Raw genomic sequence first — 16,921 nt, 5'->3', positions numbered from 1 at the left:
TTTTCTTATGAGTGGCCATAAAAAAAATGAGGGGCGCTCTTACTAACCTGTCACATAAAACGCTTAGCTTAAGCACATACAAACAAGGATGAGGTCACCATGAGTGCTTTCTCACAACACATGACAAATCGACTAAAAGTGCTGCTGTTTACTGCGCCACTATTAGTTCCACTGTTTACTTTTTGGTTAGTGCCGTTTGGCTACTCCATTTATATCAGCTTCACCGATTGGGATTACATTTCGCCAGATTACGACTTTGTCGGGCTTGAAAATTACCAATACATGGTCGAAGACTTTGAGTTTCTGCAAGCGGCGATGAACACCTTCTGGTTTTCACTCGGTGTTGTGGTTCCGACCATTCTGCTTGGCCTTCTGTTCGCGATGTTGCTGCACAAAAACTTCAAAGGCAGTCAGTTTTACCGCGCGGTGATTTTCTCCCCTTGGATCACGCCAACGGTCGCGGTGTCGATTGTTTGGTCTTGGGTATTTGAGACTAAATCAGGCCTAGCAAACCACCTGTTACAGTCGATGGGCTTTAACGCGATCCCTTGGCTAGAGAGCGGAAATACTGCGCTAGTTGCGGTGATTATTGTAACGGTGTGGCAGGCAATCGGCTGGACGATGCTGTTCTACATTAGCGCGCTCAACAAGATCCCTGAGTCACTCTATGAAGCGTCTTTGATTGATGGTTGTAGCAGCCTGACGCGCTTTTTAAAAATTACCTTACCGCTTATCTCGCCAACCACGTTCTTCTTAGTGGTGGTCAATATTATTACCGCGATGCAGGCGTTCGATCAGTTCCAAATCTTGACTCAAGGCGGACCGGGCGGCGAAACACGCACCTTGCTTTACCTCTTCTATCAACAAGCGTTTGAGCGCTATGAGATGGGGCCAGCTGCTGCGACTTCTTTGGTGATTTTCCTCATCACAGGCCTGCTCGCACTGCTTAATACCTATATGGGCAAACGCTGGGTGTATTACTAAACCGGATTTGAAAAGGACAACATCATGACCACGCAAACATTAGATGCGAATTCGGTGATTCGCACAACCAGACCACTAAAAGGCAACAGTGCCAGAGCGCAGCGTTCTTCAGTGGCAATCAAAACTGAGAAACAACAATCGAGCACAGCGTTTGCAACTCGAGTTAATGCGCAGTCTCTGGCTGCATTGAGTAAGCACCTGTTCTTGATGGTGTGCGGCACCATCATGGTATTCCCATTCTTGTGGATGCTATCAGGCTCGCTGAAAAGCAATGATGAGATCTTCGCGAACCCATTAGATCTTATACCTTCGCAGTTCCGTTGGGAGACATTCATTGAGACGTTCCAGAGTGCCCCTTTTGGTTTGTACATCTTCAATAGCTTCAGTGTGGCTCTGTTCACCACGCTATTGGTCATCATCAATTCGGCGATGTTTGCTTACGCACTGACTCAATTGAAGTTTCGCTCTAAAACCTTGCTCTATTTTGTGGTGATGGGGTGTTACATGCTGCCGGGTGCTGTGACATACATTCCTTCTTACATCACCTTAGCCAAGCTAGGACTTTTGGATTCTCACATGGGTTTGATTGCTTCTAATGCAGCTTCGGTATTTGGAGTGTTCTACCTGCGCCAAGTGTTTATCAAGGTTCACCCATCCTTGGTTGAAGCGGCGCGTATTGATGGCGCAGGCGAGCTAAAAATTCTTTGGGCGATAGTGCTACCCCAGTGCCGAGCGGCAGTGGCAACACTATTCCTTATCACCTTTATCACTAACTACAACAGCTACATGTGGCCGAGTCTGGTTATCACCACTCAGGAATTGAACCTGATTGCGACTGGTATTCGTCACTACTTTATCGCTGAAGGCAACTACGGTTTGAACTGGTCGCAGATCATGGCGGCGAGCACCATTGCTGTAATGCCTTTGTTGATTCTATTCGTCATCTGTCAAAAGACGATTCTTTCAGGTATCGCCGATAACGGCGTAAAAGAGTAAACGGAAATGAAACTAAAAACTCTCGCACTAGTGTGTGCTGGCGCAGCAAGCGCTTCTATGTTCTCTAGCAGTGTTCTTGCAGCAACAGAGGTTAACTTCTGGTATTCCGGTGGTACTAAGCCTCAACAAATGATGACTAAGCTTATTGAAGAGTTCAATGCGAGCCAAGATGAGTACGTTGTTAAGCCAGCTCTACAAGGTAACTACACGGAAACCTACCAAAAGCTGCAAGCAGGTTTGGCGTCTCGAACGGCTCCTGAACTGGTTCTTCTTGATTCAGGTCGTGCAGAAGCGATGCACGGGCGTGGTCTGAGCCGTGACCTAACGCCATTTATGGATGAAGAGTTTAACTTCTCTGATTTCATCGGTGCGTTCAAAGATCAAGTGACAGCAGACGATGGCACCGTGATTGGTTTGCCAGCTTACGGCACCACTCAGGTGTTCTACTACAACAAGCAAGTGCTGGCTGAGCATGGCTTTACTGAGCAAGACCTAGCGACTTGGCAAGGTGTAGCAAAAGTGGCTGAGAAAGTGACGCAGCGTGATGACAAAGGCAACACCACTTTCTATGGCTGGGAGCCGATGTGGGGTCAGGACAACATGATCGATGCGGCATTCTCTAATGGCGCCAAGATCATCAGTGATGACGGTAAGAAAGTGCTGATCGACTCTCCAGAGTGGGTTGAGGTATGGGACAGCTTCCGTCAATGGATTCACGATGATCAGATCATGCGTATTCACTACGGCGGTCAAGGCTGGGAATACTGGTACAAGACTATCGATGACGTGATGAAAGACAATGCGCTTGGCTACACTGGCTCTTCTGGTGACCAAGGTGACTTGGACTTCACTAAGCTAGCAGCGACCACTCAACCGGGCTGGGGCAGCCACCCATCAGCGCCACAAGCGGGTGCGCTGGTTTACGTGATGCCAAAAGGCACAGACGACAAAGCAGCGAAGGGTGCATTTGAGTTTGTTGAGTTCTACACCAATGCCAAGAACACAGCAGCTTGGTCAATGTTCACAGGCTACATCCCAGTACGTAACAGCGTATCTGAGGTGCCAGAGTATCAAGCATTCACTCAAGACAACCCACAAGCTCTGATTCCTTTGAAGCAGGCGAACACGGCAACTAAAGACTTCCTTGACCCAACCAACGGCAAAATCATGGATGCTCTGAAAGTAGCGGCGGATCAAATCCAAATTCAGAACGTGCCAGCAGAAAAAGCGCTAAAACAGGCGGCGAAAAAGGCGCAACGTGCTTTGGATAGAGCGAATCGCTCATAACTTCGGGATCAAGACATCCCGTATCTAAAACAGTAGCCCATCAATGTGGTGGGCTATCATCTCATCGCTCTTTGTGATGTTTAATGTAGAGCAACTTGGTGAAAGCAATGAACCAATTTCAAGGTGAACTCTCTTTTGGCAGAGTGCGAATTCCCTTTCATGTCCCTGCGGACGTTGATGCAGTTAAGATTACCGGAACGACGGTAACCAAAGGCTTCTTGTACGCAGCCGCTTACGATGCCAGTCAAAACTTTCGTGGCAAGGTACTGTTTGAAAAAGACTACAAGTCTCTGGTGATTCAACGACAGGCATCAGGTTTAGGCGCGATTGACGGCCCACTAGAGTCCGGTGAGTGGTTTGTCGAGCTGTACAATCTTGAAGGTGAGTTTCGTCGTGAGCGAGCGATGCAATATCAGGTCGATATCGCCTTTCCTGAATCATCGAACGGTGAAGAACTGGATCTTCAATCGGTGGTGACTTCGTCACACCAGATCGAGTTTGATTACAGCCAGATGCTGAGTGCAGAGTCGCGTTGGTATCGTGGTGATCTTCATGCCCACACTCAGCTTTCTGATGGGCATAACACGCTAAGTGCCGCGAAAGAGATTGTTGAGTCGCAAGGCTTAGATTTTTTCTTTATTACCGAACACAACATATGCCAGCCGAAACTGCCACTTTCAAAGCAGTGCCTGTTTCTGCCTGCATTAGAAGTCACAACCGATCTTGGGCATTTCAATGTTCATGGTCCAAGCCATTCTTTGGATCTAACAAAGGTTGAACATACGAGTCGAGCCACTATGGAAGCGGGGCTACAACTTGCTAAAAGTGGACACAGTTCCCTTGGCATTAATCACCCGATGATGAAGCCGTGGCATTGGCATTACGATCAAGTAGATCTTAGCCAAGTTTCGACCTTCGAAGTGTGCTGCGACCCAACTTGGTCAACGTCGCCGAAAGCGACCGAAGATGCCTTAATGGTACTTAATGAGATGTGGAACTGCGGCCAGCGTATTACCGCGATTGGTGGCAGCGATTCACACCTAGAACCTCACGAGCGCAACCCAAAAGCGACCGAACCTTCCATTTACGGCGACCCTTCAACTTTCGTGTATAGCCACGGCTTGAGTGGAGAAGGGATTTTGGCAGGTCTGCGCAATGGACAAGTGTACCTAGAGCGCCGTTGCGGTCTGAAATTCGATATAAATCTCGGCGATCTGCTGCCTGGTGAAGACAGCAAAGGCCAAGCGCTGACCTATCGATTATCTGTTCGCGACATGGAACATGACTATTATGCAGAGTGCGTGGTCGATGGAAAAGTGATTGAAATCATTGACCTAACAGAAGAGAAGCAAAGCCTTTCTGTTGAAGCGGGCTACCATTGGTGTCGCATTGATATTCGACGCGGCTTATCTTCTCAATACGACTCAGCATCGCCAAATAAAGGCGAGTTTGAGGGCTGCATTAATGCTGTCTTTGATGGCACCCAACCACAATTTAACCAACCTCTTGTCGACACTTGGGGTGAACTTATGGAGCGAGTAAATAGTGATGAAGTTTAAAGCACTATTGTTTGATAAAGACGGCACCCTATTGGAATTCCACAAGATGTGGCTCAACGTTTCTCGTGGTGCAAGTGAGCAAGTAAAAGCCTTCAGTGATAACCATCAAGGTAATCAAACTGTCACGGTTACTGAGTTACTCTTGGCTATCGGAGTTGAGGGCGATGTGGTTGATAACTATGGACTATTGGCTTCTAACCCAGTTGAAGATACCGCGATTGCATGGTTCAAAATGCTAGAACCTTCGGTATCTCTGTCTGAGTTCACCCAAATCACTAAAGCGGCTTTCAACACTCAAGTGGAAGAGAATCCAGAGTGGGTTGAAGCACTGCCGGGTGTAACGGAAAAGCTGACATCGCTTAAGCAGCAAGGCATGTATTTGGGCGTGGCAACGGCTGACACCAAAGACTCTACAGTTTATACGTTAGAGCAGTCGGGACTGAGCGAACTGTTTGATTACGTTGGTTATTCTGATGGCGATATTGAGCCTAAGCCAGCGCCTGCATTGTTGAATGCGTTCTGCGAGCAGTGTGGTATCGAGCCGCATGAAGTGATCATGTTTGGTGACACGGTATCGGACATGGAATTTGGTCGAAATGCTGGTGCTAAGAACGTGGGTGTACTCACTGGCACGGCAAATCACGCCGAACTAGAGCCAATGGCTGACTTGGTGATTCATTCGGTTGCCAACTTCGATCCTCAAGAATTTAACGAATTGATTTAAGGACTGGTTATGGCTGAAGTAACCTTGAGAGGCGTTGAGAAAACCTACCCAAACGGCTTTAAAGCGGTACATGGTGTCGACCTCAATATTCAAGAAGGCGAGTTTATGGTGTTTGTTGGGCCGTCTGGCTGCGCCAAGTCCACCACACTGCGCATGATCGCTGGGTTGGAAGATATCTCAGAGGGTGATGTTTACATCGGGGATAAGCGCGTTAACGATCTTCCTCCTAAAGATCGTGGTATCTCGATGGTATTCCAAAACTACGCGCTTTACCCGCACATGTCTGTCTACGACAACATGGCCTTTGGATTAAAGCAGCAAAAACTGCCAAAGCACGAGATCGACGAGCGTATTTCAGAGGCGGCGAAAACGTTGGATATCGAGCATCTATTGAATAACAAACCGGGTGAGATGTCGGGTGGTCAGCGTCAACGTGTGGCACTCGGCCGTGCCATGGTGCGCAAACCAGACGTGTTTTTGTTCGACGAGCCGCTCTCTAATCTGGACGCTAAGCTGCGAGTTTCGACGCGAGTGAGTATTGCTCAGCTGCACGATAACCTAAAGCAAGAAGGGCAAAACGCGACCATGATCTACGTGACGCACGATCAGGTTGAAGCGATGACTTTGGGCGATCGCATCTGCGTTCTGAATCAAGGTGAGATCATGCAGGTTGATACGCCAATGAATCTTTATCATCACCCTGCAAACAAGTTTGTAGCGGGTTTCATTGGCTCGCCAGCGATGAACATCATTAAAGCTCGTATTGATGAGATTGATGGCGTGATGAATGTATTGTCGGAGAGCGGGGTTCGTTGGGAACTACCTCAAGATAAACAAGCCATTGCTCGTGCTAAGCAAGGTGAGTGGGTTTGGTTTGGCGTTCGTCCTGAACACATCAGCTTTGCGAATCACGATGCGCCGCTGTCTGAGGTGAATACCCAAAACCATCGTCTAGGTGTGGTGGAGTCTATGGGTAACGAGCTGTATCTCTACTTCCAACTCGGTCACGATAAAATGGTGGCAAGGGTGCCTTTTGATGCTGACCGCACAGCGGAAAGCGGACAAGAGACATTGCTTCATTTCAATACCTCACAGTGTCACCTGTTTGATTTAGAGACAGAAGAAGCACTGACTGAATAAGTCGATGTGTCCGAAGAGTCAAAATAAAGAAATCCCCGCTCAGATGAGTGGGGATTTTTCTTAGGAGGAGTATCAACAGGAGCTCGGGACTGTGCTCGAGGCTTTTTTGTTGGAGATAGCTAAACACTCTTGAGGGTTAGAACCATTTAATGGCTCGGAATCGTAATCCTTTTTTCTAGCCAACGAACTGCTTGTGATACGACCAAAATAAGAACAAGGTACTCCAAAACCAGAAACGTATAGATCTCTAAAGGTAAATATTCGTTCACCACCAGCTCATTTGCTCGCCTTGTTAAATCACTCAAACCAATCACACTCACTAGCGAACTCATCTTGAGGATATAAACAAACTGATTGCCCAAGGGCGGCAGTATCTGACGGAATGCCTGCGGTAGGATAACCAATCGCATTTTTTGCCAATAGGTCAATCCCAAGGATTCGGCCGCTTCATGTTGGCCACGATTAATCGCTTGAATCCCCCCACGGAACACTTCGGCCATAAAGGCGCTCTCGGCAACGGTCAATGCGATTACCCCTGCCCAGAAGTGGTTCAAAGAGACATCGAGTAATGTCGGCATTCCGTAATATACCCACAATAGCAATACCAATACAGGGATAGAACGCATCACCTCTACGTAAAGTCGATTAATCCCCCTGAGTATTGGAGAACTAGAAAGCGCTGGAAAGGCGACCAATAGACCCAGAGCCATAGCAAAAAACATACTCAACAACGAAACCTGAATAGTCTCGCTAAAACCAGCTACCAAAAACTGAATGTTAGTTCGCCCCTGCTCCGTTGACGGGTCGAGTACATACCATCCCCATTGGTAGTCTGAACATCCTGTCAGAAACAGCAGAGAAACTAGCGATAAGTGACGATAGTTCACATTTACTCCCAAAAACTCCATTTGTTATTGCTATGTTAACAACCAAATCTGTTTAATGGTTAATAATTAAGAAGAATATCTCATCACTTAGAAATCAGCATTCTTTGAAGGAATAAAAAATGAAGAAAAGCTTAATTGCATTAGGAATGTGCTTACTTGCTTTTACACAAATTGCACATGCACAAAGTCGTTTGCAGGAGATACTCGATGCCGGAGTTCTTCGCGTCGGTACAACGGGGGATTGGAACCCAATGACAATGAAGGATCCTGCAACCAACAGTTACCGCGGTTTTGATATCGACGTCACGACTGAGTTGGCTAAAGATCTAGGCGTAAAAGTGGAATACGTCGCAACAGACTGGAAAACCTTGGTGAATGGCATCACAGCCAACAAATACGACGTGACTGGCAGCGCATCGCTCAACATGTCTCGAGCAAAAGTCGCTGGGTACAGCCAACCCTATTTCTATCTGGCTTTTGTCCCTGTTGTGCAAAAGAAAGACCTAGGGAAGTTCTCCGACTGGAGTGACTTTGACAAAGCAGAAATCAAAGTTGCCGCCACACTCGGCACAGTACAAGAAAAAATGGTAAAGGACTTCTTCCCATCGGCACAACACATCGTGATTGAAGCGCCGGCACGGGATTTCCAAGAGCTTTTAGCTCGCCGCGCCGATGTCTCCGTGACTTCAAACGTAGAGGCTGCAACCTTAGTCGAGAAGTTTAAACAACTCGCGATAGTTCCGGTGAAAGAGCCACGTAAACCAACTCCAATTGCGATGCTACTACCACAAGATGATCAGGTTTGGATTAACTACATTAACCACTGGGTTGAATTGAAAAAGACGCAAGGTTTCTTCAAGCAAACCGCTGAGAAGTGGGGACTGAAGAGCATGTAACGAGCTCATAGAGAAGAGAAAAATAGAGCCCTTAGGGGGAAAGGGCTCTTGAGTTAGGAGCTTGCTTTAATTTGAGTTACGCGACCACTAACGTCGATGCTTTTTTCATTGCCTCTTTGGTTGAGCACTCAATCACGTTCGCATTGGCAAAGCGGTGAGCGTCTTTCACTTGAATATCGTGAGCCAAGATAACCAGTTTCGCGTTTGCGACATCTAGGTCGGTGATGCGGTTCTGAATACCGTTTTGACCTTGTGTTTCTACCTTGATTTTCAGACCTGCTGCCGCACCAGCCTTCTCTAGTGCTTTCGCAGCCATGAAGGTGTGTGCAACACCTGAAGGGCAACAAGTTACAGCTACGATGTCGTATTCGCCTTCGCCTGCTACTGGAGCGGCTTGAGCTTGTACTGGTGCTGCTTCAACTGTCTCTTCTTCGGTTTCAACTGCGACTGGTTTCCAGAAGCCAACGATAACCGCTGTGGTTAGTGAGCCAAGTGCAATGCCAACTACGTACATTGGGATGTTGCTTGAAACTGGCGCTGTGATTAGGCCGCCCCAAGGTGCGTGAAGTAGGATGTCTGTCATGAAGCCGAACACACAGCCAACGATACCACCTGCAACGATTGAAGGAGGAACGCGCATTGGGTCGTTTGCAGCGAATGGGATTGCACCTTCAGAGATACCGATAGAGCCCATGATTGCCGCCGCTTTACCTGCTTCTTGTTCTTGTTTAGAGAACTTGTTTTTGAATAGGAACGTTGCCAGTGCCATACCTAGAGGTGGTGTACAAATCGCGATGCCTACGCCGCCCATCAACCATGGTTGTGTATCTACTTGAGTTTGAGCAAATAGGGTTGCCACTTTGTTGATAGGACCGCCCATGTCGAACGCTGTCATACCACCAAGAATTGTGCCCAGAACCATCTTAGATGCACCCGCCATTGACGCTAGGAACTCGTTCATTGAAGCCATGAACAGTTTGATTGGCTCACCGATGCCCCACATTACAATACCTGCAGAGATTAGCGTACCAACAAGCGGGTAGATGAAGTATGCACCTAATGCTGTCATGTTGGTAGAAAGTGGGATCTTCTTAAGTTGAAGCACTACGCCACCGGCAATAAAGCCGGCCACGATACAACCAAGGAAGCCGCCGCCCATGTCCGCCATGATGCCAGAAGAGATCATCGCTGGTGCCAGTGCTGGTTTGTCTGCAATTGAGTAACCAATAAAGCCGCCAAGAATGATTGGGAAAAGAACAAGGCCTTTGATACCGATGTTAGAGATGTCTGCCAGCAAACCGTCTGCTGGAACAGCACCTTTACCTGATGCCATGACGGCTAACGCCAACAAAACACCACCGGCTACAATGAAAGGTAGCATGTGAGATGTACCAAAAAGCAGGTGGCCTTTCATGGTACTAAGGAGTTTTTTATAGTCGCTATTTTTATTATTAGAATTACTACTAGTATTCGTAGTTTGGTTTGCTAGGGTACTCATAATTGTCTACGCCTTATGAATTAATTAAAATATTAAGGATTTGATGTTCATCTTTTGCGTTATGGATATCTTGAATAAATTCATCGCTGAATTTTCCAAATAGTTCTTGTAGTACATAAATATGATGGTCAGCACCGTTATCTGGTGAAGCAATCATAAAAAATACGGTTGGGTTAATACCGTCTTCATCGCCATAATCAATGCCTTCGCGCTTAACACCGACCGCAATTGCTGGCTCAGTTACTGCCTTGCTTTTTGAGTGTGGGTAAGCGATGCCGTCCATTGAGGTGATGCTTTGAGATTCACGAATTTCAATGTCTGCCAAAAAGGCTTCTTTACTGCTGATTCGGTTATTCTCAAATAACATGCCTGCTAATTCTTCAAACAGTTCTCTTTTATTATTCGCTTGAAGGTTGTTATTAATTAAGTTGACGTTAGTTAGTTGTGTGATCATTTATTAACTCATTCACTATTGAAGTTCTTGAATTAAAATTAATGGATTAACCTGATTCGCGAAATAGCAAATAAAAGCCCTTCACTGCACATTTGTACCAAGCAAAATTAAGTGTGATTTGCATCATTCATCCAGTGTGAGATGGGGCATATTTGATGACGTATTTTTTATGTTTTTGACACGTAGACTGGCCTCTTCAGAAACAAAAAATGCCCCGCAAAAGCAGGGCATGAAGAGTGTGTTGTGAGTTGTTAGAAAGCTAGCTGTAAGCGCGCGCTACTCGGCCAACGCAGTCCAGTTTGTAACTCTCAGCATAAGCAGGAATGAACACCGATTGGCCTTTCTCTATCACGCAGGTTTCGCCGCATTGGTGAGTGAGCACCATGGACTCGTCGAGTGGCAATAGGATCTCGGCACCTTCGGTCGTGATCTGTCGTTGCTGTGAGTTTTGCACGATAGAGAACTTAAAGTCTTCGACTGGAATTTCGTATTCCATCACGTCACCTTGCTCAATCGGGCTCAGCAGTAATCTATCCGCAGGTTTCTCATTAAATCGAGTACAAGAAACCAGTTCATTTACGTCCATGTACTTAGGTGTCAGCCCTGCACGCAACACATTATCGGAGTTCGCCATGATCTCTAGACCTGTGCCCTTGATGTAAGCGTGAGGTGTTTCGGCATCAAGGTACATGGCTTGCCCTGGTTTTAGGGTAATCACATTTAGTAGCAGTGGAGCGAATAAGCCGACATCACCAGGGTATTGAGCTTCAAGCTCTGAAATCAATTGGAATACACGTTTATCTGATAGCTTAGCCTTCATCAGCAGCATGGTTAACGCCATGCCTTTTTGCTCGCCTTCCAGAGACAACAAGCTTGCAAAGAAGCAGGCTAATCCATTGGGAGTTTGGTCGCCCGCGAGATCGTTAACCATCGAATGCAACTCTGGAATATCGAGATAATGAAAGTGCTCAAGGATCTCGCTTATCGATCTAAAGCCATTCATCGCTGTGTAGTCGGTTAGGGCATACACCAATTCTGGCTTGTGGTTAGGATCCTTGTAGTTACGGTTGCCCGCTGTCATCGGAATGCCTTGCTGCTCTTCTAGTGCATATCCAGATTCCGCTTGTTGCTTGTTTGGATGAACTTGAACAGAGAGTGCTTTCTCCGCTGCCAACACTTTGAAAAGATATGGCAATTCACCAAATCGATTCGCCACTTTCTCGCTCAAAAACAGGTTTAGGTTCTTAGAGATCAAGCTCGATAATGTGGTTTGCTGCCCGTTGTCGTTCACCATTGAGCAGCCATTTGGGTGAGCCCCCATCCAGATCTCGGCTTGTGGCTCACCAGACTGGTTATCAATACCAAACAGTTGGTTGAATGAAGAAGGGCTACCCCATGCGTAGTTCTGAATCACGTTGGTCATAGGATAGAAAAAGCGTTGTACGAACGAATCGTTCGCTAAAGAAAAATCAGACATCGAAATCACCATGAAAGGAAACATGGCTTGAGATCTACTCGGCCTAATGAAATGCGAGAGTAGAGTGGGCTCAAGCCATTGGAGTTGAAATGGCTTAAGCCGCTGCTGTTGTTAGCTTGGCTTTGCGTAAATTTTTAAGCGCGATACAAGTAACCGCAGTTACGCCCGCACCAGACGCCATGCACACAAGTGCTAGTAGTGGGTAGTTCATTGCGCCAAGTAGAGCAACCACAGGACCACCGTGAGCAACGCTGTTGGTGATACCAAACGAGAACGCCATAACCGCAGCTGTCATTGAGCCAAGTACGTTGGCAGGGATAACTGACATTGGGTCTTGAGCGGCGAAAGGAATCGCACCTTCAGAGATACCCACTAAGCCCATCGCGCCTGCAGCTTTGCCTGCTTCAATTTCAGAAGATTCGAACAGGTCAAACTTACGGCCGATTCTGGTTGCGATAGCCATACCAAGTGGAGCAACAGGGATTGCACACGCCATCGCACCCATGAATTGAGTTTGACCGCTGGCAATCATGCCAACCGAGAATAGGAACGCCACCTTGTTGAATGGGCCACCCATATCAAAGCCAGCCATGCCACCCAGTACGATGCCAAGTAGAACCACATTACCTGTGCTCATGCTGGTTAGCAGCGCAGTAAGCGCATCCATTAGCCCCGCGATAGGTGCGCCAATGACGAAGATGAACAGACCTGCGATGAATAACGAACCAGTGATCGGAGCGATCATAATAGGCACAAGCGGCTGAACAAATTTGTGGTAGTTAAACGAAGTAATCCACTTAACGAAGTAGCCGACCAATAGACCGGCGATGATTGCGCCAATGAAACCTGTGCCCGCTTCAGCACCGTAGAAAGAACCGTTGTTCGCAATCCAGCCGCCAATTAAGCCAGGAGCTAGAGCTGGGCGGTCAGCGATCGCGTAAGCGATGTAGCCAGCCAGGATCGGGATCATTAGGGTGAAGGCCACCACACCCACTTCTAGGATTTGGTTCCACATGCTGCCTGCAGGGATCGCCATGCCAGATTCACTTGGCTCACCACCAATCGCTAGCGCTAGGGCAATCAAAAGGCCGCCCGTCACAACGAATGGGATCATGTGAGATACGCCATTCATCAAGTAACGATAAAGGTCTGAACGCGCTTGCGAGGCTTTCTCGGCAACAGATTGGTTCGTCGGTGTTTGTTCTGCTTGGTAGTTTGGTGCGTGTAGCGCTTCTTGGATCAAGCCCTGCGCGTTTTTGATTGGCGCTTTTACATTGGTGCAGATAACACGTTTGCCAGCAAAACGAGCCATGTCGACCTGTTTATCACAAGCCACGACAATCGCGTCGGCACGTTCTATCTCTTCTTGAGTTGGGCTGTTCTTAACACCGATAGAACCGTTAGTTTCAACCTTAACATCATAGCCAAGTGCTGCTGCGCCGTTCTCTAGTGCTTCCGCTGCCAAGTAAGTGTGTGCCACGCCTGCTGGGCAACCTGTCACACCAATGATGAAGCCTTGGGTTTCTGTCATTTCTTCGGTTGGAACTGGCTCTGGTTTAGTCAGCAGTAATTCCAATGCCGTTTGTTCGGAGTCGGCATTCATGAAGTTCTCAATGAAACCTTCTTCAATCAATTTTGAAGAAAGCTCTGCCAGTACTTCAATGTGGTGATTGTCGCCACCATCGGGAGAGGCAATCATAAAGAACAGTTTTGAAGGCTGGCCATCATCGGCTCCGTAGTCGATGCCTTGCTTGTGCACGCCGATAACAACCGCAGGTTTGATTACCGCGCTACTCTTCGCGTGTGGTAGGGCAATGCCTTCTTCAAAACCAGTGTTGCCTTGTTCTTCTCGAGCTTTAATGTCGGCAAGGAACTGTGCTTTGTCTGAAATTCGACCTTGTGTGTAAAGCACGTCGATCAGCTCTTTAAATACGTCTTCTTTGGAATTGGCGCTAAGCGAAAGCTTAATCAAATCTTGATTGATCAATGTCGTGATCATAATGAACCCCTACTCTGTTTTTATTTTGTTAGGGATATTCTGAAATTGATTACTTGCCTTCTGTAGTGAAGAAAAAACGCATTTACTGGATGATTGTTGCCTTCTGGGTGGAGTGTGATTTTGATCGTTCAGTAGGGTAGTTTAGGGGGTGTGTTGACAGCTTTTATGAGGCGTTAAGGCTTTTATTGATAAGGGTTCAGGATGATTGTCATATTGTGATTCTGGTGTTCAAAATCTGGAATTAGACTGGATATTTATTTCCATTACTGGATTTTTGTAACCTAGATCTCAAGTTGTGATTTTGCTCAATAGCACTATGTTTCACTAAGGAGTATATCTATTCCTGTAGCGTTATTGCTGCCTATAAGAGTTCGAAACAATGATATTTCATGACCTAATCTCGTCTGTTCTGAATGAACGAGAGCCATTTCATAACATCTGGTTTGCGGGAGATTTTCACACGCCTTCTGCATTCAGCTATCAGGTGAACTTTCCGCGCTTAGAGCTGGTGCTCGACGGGGAGTATATTAATGAAATGGAGAGTCATGATCGCAAGATCACTAACGTTGTCGCGAAAGCGGGGGATGCGATTTTCATCCCGCCTAACTGTTGGAACAAGCCGAACTGGGATACTGATTGCTCAGTGCTGAGTATGTTGTTTGGACGCCGTCAGCTGGGTTTAAGCTTGGTGAGTAAGCGCAAAGGCGAAGAGAGTTTCTACGATATTCAAAAGCACAGTATTCAGACTCGTTCTGGCTTTGCGATTGATAACATTTTGGAGGCGCTTAGTTCACTTGCGAGGGAAAGTAACAAGCAACCTATGGATGAGTTATTACTGCAAGCCCTGCTGCAATACAGTAAGACGATGTTAGATGCGCCTGTCGAGAAGTCTCACAGCCGAGTACAAGATGTGTATCAGGGCATTTGTATCTATATTCAAGAGAACTTCCACCGTCAGATCACCCGTGACAGCATCGCCTCGCGCTTTAGTATTTCCTCTAACCATTTGTCGCGAATGTTCCGCCAGCAAGGCCACATGACGTTGGCCGAGTACATCACGCGAGTGCGAGTCGACCGGGCCAAGTTCATGCTTAAGAAGTATAACTTTAAGCTCAATGAAGTCTCGGTACGTTGTGGTTTTAAAGATGTGAACTATTTCTGCCGAGTTTTTAAAAACCGTACAGGAAGAACGCCGAGTGAATATCGTAGCTCTATCTAATCTGGGGATTGAGTGCTTACAGTAAACGAGAAGTGAGGTACATCAGCAAGGCTTGCAGGTCGATGCTGCTTTTGGTTTTTTGCAAACGTTCGGTGATCTGATCATTGAGTAGGTTGCGTGTCAGATTGGTCGCTGCAATGATCTGCTCTCTCTGTGGTTTGGTCGGCATGACCAGTGCTATCGCGACGTACACTTGTCCAATCTTGGACGCCCAATCAATCTGATCTTCGCTAACAATCACAGCTATCGACATTCTCTCGCAGTGCTCAAACATTACATGAGGCAGTGCAATTCCCGGTGCTACACAGGTCGAAGAACGTTCTTCCCGTCGAATGAATGACAGAATCAGTTCATCCGGATTCTCAGGGTAGATAAGATGGGCTAGGCCTTTCAAACACTCGAACTTGGTGAGCTGAGTTTGCGCTTTGGCGTGGTGCCAATCCACCTCACATGGCGGACTTATCTGAGGGAAACGCTGCATCAAGTCAGTAGAGAACTCATGATTGACCTGTGACCCAACCAAGACATAATGCTCGGCAATCACATCTTTGAGAACAAAGCACGCCAACTCCGCATCAAGTCCGACTGCAGTAATCTGAACCAGATCGCCTTTAAGCAGCCCCACTTGTAGTAGAGCCACAGACTTAGAGAGATCCGCTGCACGACCCTGAGTGATGTTGATGATACGAATAGAGCTTTTGAACTTGCGAGCAAGGCGGCACAGAGGTTGGGCTGCGTGCGCACTGGCAGAGGCGTTGTCGACAAAAAACGTCAGTTGATATTCTGGGATCATGAACAGCTGCGACAGTATTTGATGAAGATCTTCTCTACGCTGAGCAACACGTCTTCCATCGCAATGCGCACGGTTTTATTGGCATCGAAGCGATTCGGTTGTTCTATTTCGATATCAGAGACGATCAGCACACGGTCTGCTTGGGCAATATCATGCGCGCTGAGTTGGTTTTCAACGCCCATTGCTCCTTGTGTCTCGACCTTGATCGAAACATTAAACTTAGGCGCTGTTTTAGTTAGTGCATCTGCAGCCATGTAAGTATGGGCAATGCCTGTAGGGCACGCAGTTACCGCTACAATTCTCATGATGGTTCTCTGTGTAGATGAAGAAAGCCCTTAAATATTAGAGGGAGTTGTTTGGAATTCAAAAGTCTCACTTCACACTCTGATTTCTTGGTTACAAAAATCCAGTTAATGCATGTTTAGTGCTATATGATTGGGTGGTTTTGACCGCTAACCTAACCTTATATATTCAGTAATATCGAGCCGCTATGGACATCACACATTTCATTGAATCTGATACGATCTGCTTGGATCTCAAGGCAACGACCAAACAGCAAGTGTTTGAAGAGCTGGTGGAGATGCTCGATAGCGCCGGTAAGCTTTCGAATAAACAACTTTTCCTTGAAGAACTGTGGGCGCGAGAATCAATAGGCAATACAGGGTTTGATGATGGTATCGCGATTCCTCATGCCAAGAGCAGCTCGGTATCTAAACCTGCGATTGCGATTGGTATCAGCCGTCAAGGGATCGATTACGGAGCAGAAACAGGGGAGTGTTCAGACGTCTTCTTTATGCTCGCCTCTCCAGATAACAACGACGAACATCATATTGAGGTTCTGGCACAAGTCTCGACCAAGTTTATCGAGGATGGCTTTGTTACAAAATTGAAGGCGGTAGAGTCAGCTGAAGATGTCATCATGCTGTTTTCAGATATCGATATGAATTCCTCTTCTTCAAATACTGCGAATCAATCTATCGACGAACAACTCCTTGTCAGCCGTCCTTA

At 47.0% G+C, this 16,921-nt stretch carries 15 protein-coding genes and 1 pseudogene; 9 read left to right on the top strand and 7 right to left on the bottom strand.

Features of this window, described 5'->3' with window-relative positions; all coding sequences use genetic code 11:
* The first annotated feature begins 99 nt into the window (after positions 1-99).
* The 6 genes from AC6R05_RS19515 to AC6R05_RS19490 all read left to right on the top strand — a co-directional run bounded on the left by AC6R05_RS19515 (position 100) and on the right by AC6R05_RS19490 (position 6,690).
* Entirely contained in the window at positions 100-984 is an 885-nt protein-coding gene (locus AC6R05_RS19515; RefSeq protein ID WP_285407127.1) for a carbohydrate ABC transporter permease, read from the top strand.
* Positions 985-1,008: 24 nt separating this feature from the next.
* A complete protein-coding gene (locus tag AC6R05_RS19510) occupies positions 1,009-1,980 on the top strand; it encodes a carbohydrate ABC transporter permease (protein WP_500648371.1) in 972 nt (323 codons plus the stop codon).
* Between the two features lie 6 nt (positions 1,981-1,986).
* Positions 1,987-3,267 carry an extracellular solute-binding protein gene (locus tag AC6R05_RS19505; RefSeq protein ID WP_434763434.1) on the top strand — a complete coding sequence of 427 codons (1,281 nt, stop codon included), beginning with the start codon at positions 1,987-1,989 and terminating at the stop codon, positions 3,265-3,267.
* Positions 3,268-3,374: 107 nt separating this feature from the next.
* Complete coding sequence (locus tag AC6R05_RS19500) at positions 3,375-4,826, top strand: CehA/McbA family metallohydrolase (protein ID WP_500648370.1); 1,452 nt, start codon at positions 3,375-3,377, stop codon at positions 4,824-4,826.
* Entirely contained in the window at positions 4,816-5,550 is a 735-nt protein-coding gene (locus AC6R05_RS19495) for an HAD family hydrolase (protein WP_500648369.1), read from the top strand. The genes AC6R05_RS19500 and AC6R05_RS19495 overlap by 11 nt, the downstream gene beginning before the upstream one ends.
* 9 nt (positions 5,551-5,559) lie before the next feature.
* Positions 5,560-6,690 carry an ABC transporter ATP-binding protein gene (locus AC6R05_RS19490; protein WP_500648368.1) on the top strand — a complete coding sequence of 377 codons (1,131 nt, stop codon included), beginning with the start codon at positions 5,560-5,562 and terminating at the stop codon, positions 6,688-6,690.
* A gap of 146 nt (positions 6,691-6,836) precedes the next feature.
* Here the strand turns inward: AC6R05_RS19490 and AC6R05_RS19485 are convergent, their stop codons facing one another.
* Positions 6,837-7,577, bottom strand: a complete 741-nt coding sequence (locus tag AC6R05_RS19485) for an amino acid ABC transporter permease (RefSeq protein ID WP_500648367.1) — start codon at positions 7,575-7,577, stop codon at positions 6,837-6,839.
* 119 nt (positions 7,578-7,696) lie between these two features.
* On the opposite strand from AC6R05_RS19485, the gene AC6R05_RS19480 reads away from it, so the two are divergent.
* On the top strand, positions 7,697-8,473 hold the full coding sequence (locus AC6R05_RS19480; protein WP_123305867.1) for a transporter substrate-binding domain-containing protein: 777 nt from the start codon (positions 7,697-7,699) through the stop codon (positions 8,471-8,473).
* Between the two features lie 76 nt (positions 8,474-8,549).
* On the opposite strand, the gene AC6R05_RS19475 is transcribed toward AC6R05_RS19480, so the two are convergent.
* The 4 genes from AC6R05_RS19475 to AC6R05_RS19460 form a co-directional block, all read right to left on the bottom strand.
* Positions 8,550-9,971, bottom strand: a complete 1,422-nt coding sequence (locus AC6R05_RS19475; RefSeq protein WP_500648366.1) for a PTS fructose transporter subunit IIBC — start codon at positions 9,969-9,971, stop codon at positions 8,550-8,552.
* A gap of 13 nt (positions 9,972-9,984) precedes the next feature.
* A complete protein-coding gene (locus AC6R05_RS19470) occupies positions 9,985-10,425 on the bottom strand; it encodes a PTS sugar transporter subunit IIA (RefSeq protein WP_500648365.1) in 441 nt (146 codons plus the stop codon).
* Positions 10,426-10,684: 259 nt separating this feature from the next.
* A complete protein-coding gene (gene manA / locus AC6R05_RS19465) occupies positions 10,685-11,902 on the bottom strand; it encodes a mannose-6-phosphate isomerase, class I (RefSeq protein ID WP_500648364.1) in 1,218 nt (405 codons plus the stop codon).
* A 94-nt stretch (positions 11,903-11,996) separates the two neighbouring features.
* Positions 11,997-13,901: a PTS fructose transporter subunit IIABC gene (locus AC6R05_RS19460; protein ID WP_500648363.1), complete on the bottom strand. Its 1,905-nt coding sequence runs from the start codon at positions 13,899-13,901 to the stop codon at positions 11,997-11,999.
* Between the two features lie 379 nt (positions 13,902-14,280).
* Between AC6R05_RS19460 and AC6R05_RS19455 the strand changes: the two genes are divergently transcribed.
* Complete coding sequence (locus AC6R05_RS19455) at positions 14,281-15,120, top strand: helix-turn-helix transcriptional regulator (protein WP_032553464.1); 840 nt, start codon at positions 14,281-14,283, stop codon at positions 15,118-15,120.
* A 16-nt stretch (positions 15,121-15,136) separates the two neighbouring features.
* Here the strand turns inward: AC6R05_RS19455 and AC6R05_RS19450 are convergent, their stop codons facing one another.
* Positions 15,137-15,910, bottom strand: a complete 774-nt coding sequence (locus tag AC6R05_RS19450; protein ID WP_239840416.1) for a PTS sugar transporter subunit IIA — start codon at positions 15,908-15,910, stop codon at positions 15,137-15,139.
* Positions 15,910-16,218 (bottom strand): PTS fructose transporter subunit IIB, encoded by a 309-nt coding sequence (locus AC6R05_RS19445; protein WP_500648362.1) that lies wholly within the window; start codon positions 16,216-16,218, stop codon positions 15,910-15,912. Before AC6R05_RS19445 ends, AC6R05_RS19450 begins: the two co-directional genes overlap by 1 nt.
* Before the next feature lie 185 nt (positions 16,219-16,403).
* Here AC6R05_RS19445 and AC6R05_RS19440 point away from each other — a divergent pair.
* A pseudogene (locus AC6R05_RS19440) lies at positions 16,404-16,824 on the top strand (PTS sugar transporter subunit IIA); the annotation flags it as partial.
* Between the last annotated feature and the right edge of the window lie 97 nt (positions 16,825-16,921).

It is taken from the genome of Vibrio sp. R11-SG3-ISO9 (genome assembly GCF_059834255.1).
This window is presented reverse-complemented; position numbering and strand designations above follow the sequence as displayed.

Coding starts and splice junctions, on each gene's coding strand:
- AC6R05_RS19470 (WP_500648365.1), bottom strand. CDS start 10,425: ATGATCACACAACTAACTAACGTCAACTTAATTAATAACAACCTTCAA.
- AC6R05_RS19505 (WP_434763434.1), top strand. CDS start 1,987: ATGAAACTAAAAACTCTCGCACTAGTGTGTGCTGGCGCAGCAAGCGCT.
- AC6R05_RS19455 (WP_032553464.1), top strand. CDS start 14,281: ATGATATTTCATGACCTAATCTCGTCTGTTCTGAATGAACGAGAGCCA.
- AC6R05_RS19500 (WP_500648370.1), top strand. CDS start 3,375: ATGAACCAATTTCAAGGTGAACTCTCTTTTGGCAGAGTGCGAATTCCC.
- AC6R05_RS19515 (WP_285407127.1), top strand. CDS start 100: ATGAGTGCTTTCTCACAACACATGACAAATCGACTAAAAGTGCTGCTG.
- AC6R05_RS19475 (WP_500648366.1), bottom strand. CDS start 9,971: ATGAGTACCCTAGCAAACCAAACTACGAATACTAGTAGTAATTCTAAT.
- AC6R05_RS19445 (WP_500648362.1), bottom strand. CDS start 16,218: ATGAGAATTGTAGCGGTAACTGCGTGCCCTACAGGCATTGCCCATACT.
- AC6R05_RS19495 (WP_500648369.1), top strand. CDS start 4,816: ATGAAGTTTAAAGCACTATTGTTTGATAAAGACGGCACCCTATTGGAA.
- AC6R05_RS19460 (WP_500648363.1), bottom strand. CDS start 13,901: ATGATCACGACATTGATCAATCAAGATTTGATTAAGCTTTCGCTTAGC.
- AC6R05_RS19510 (WP_500648371.1), top strand. CDS start 1,009: ATGACCACGCAAACATTAGATGCGAATTCGGTGATTCGCACAACCAGA.
- manA (WP_500648364.1), bottom strand. CDS start 11,902: ATGTCTGATTTTTCTTTAGCGAACGATTCGTTCGTACAACGCTTTTTC.
- AC6R05_RS19490 (WP_500648368.1), top strand. CDS start 5,560: ATGGCTGAAGTAACCTTGAGAGGCGTTGAGAAAACCTACCCAAACGGC.
- AC6R05_RS19480 (WP_123305867.1), top strand. CDS start 7,697: ATGAAGAAAAGCTTAATTGCATTAGGAATGTGCTTACTTGCTTTTACA.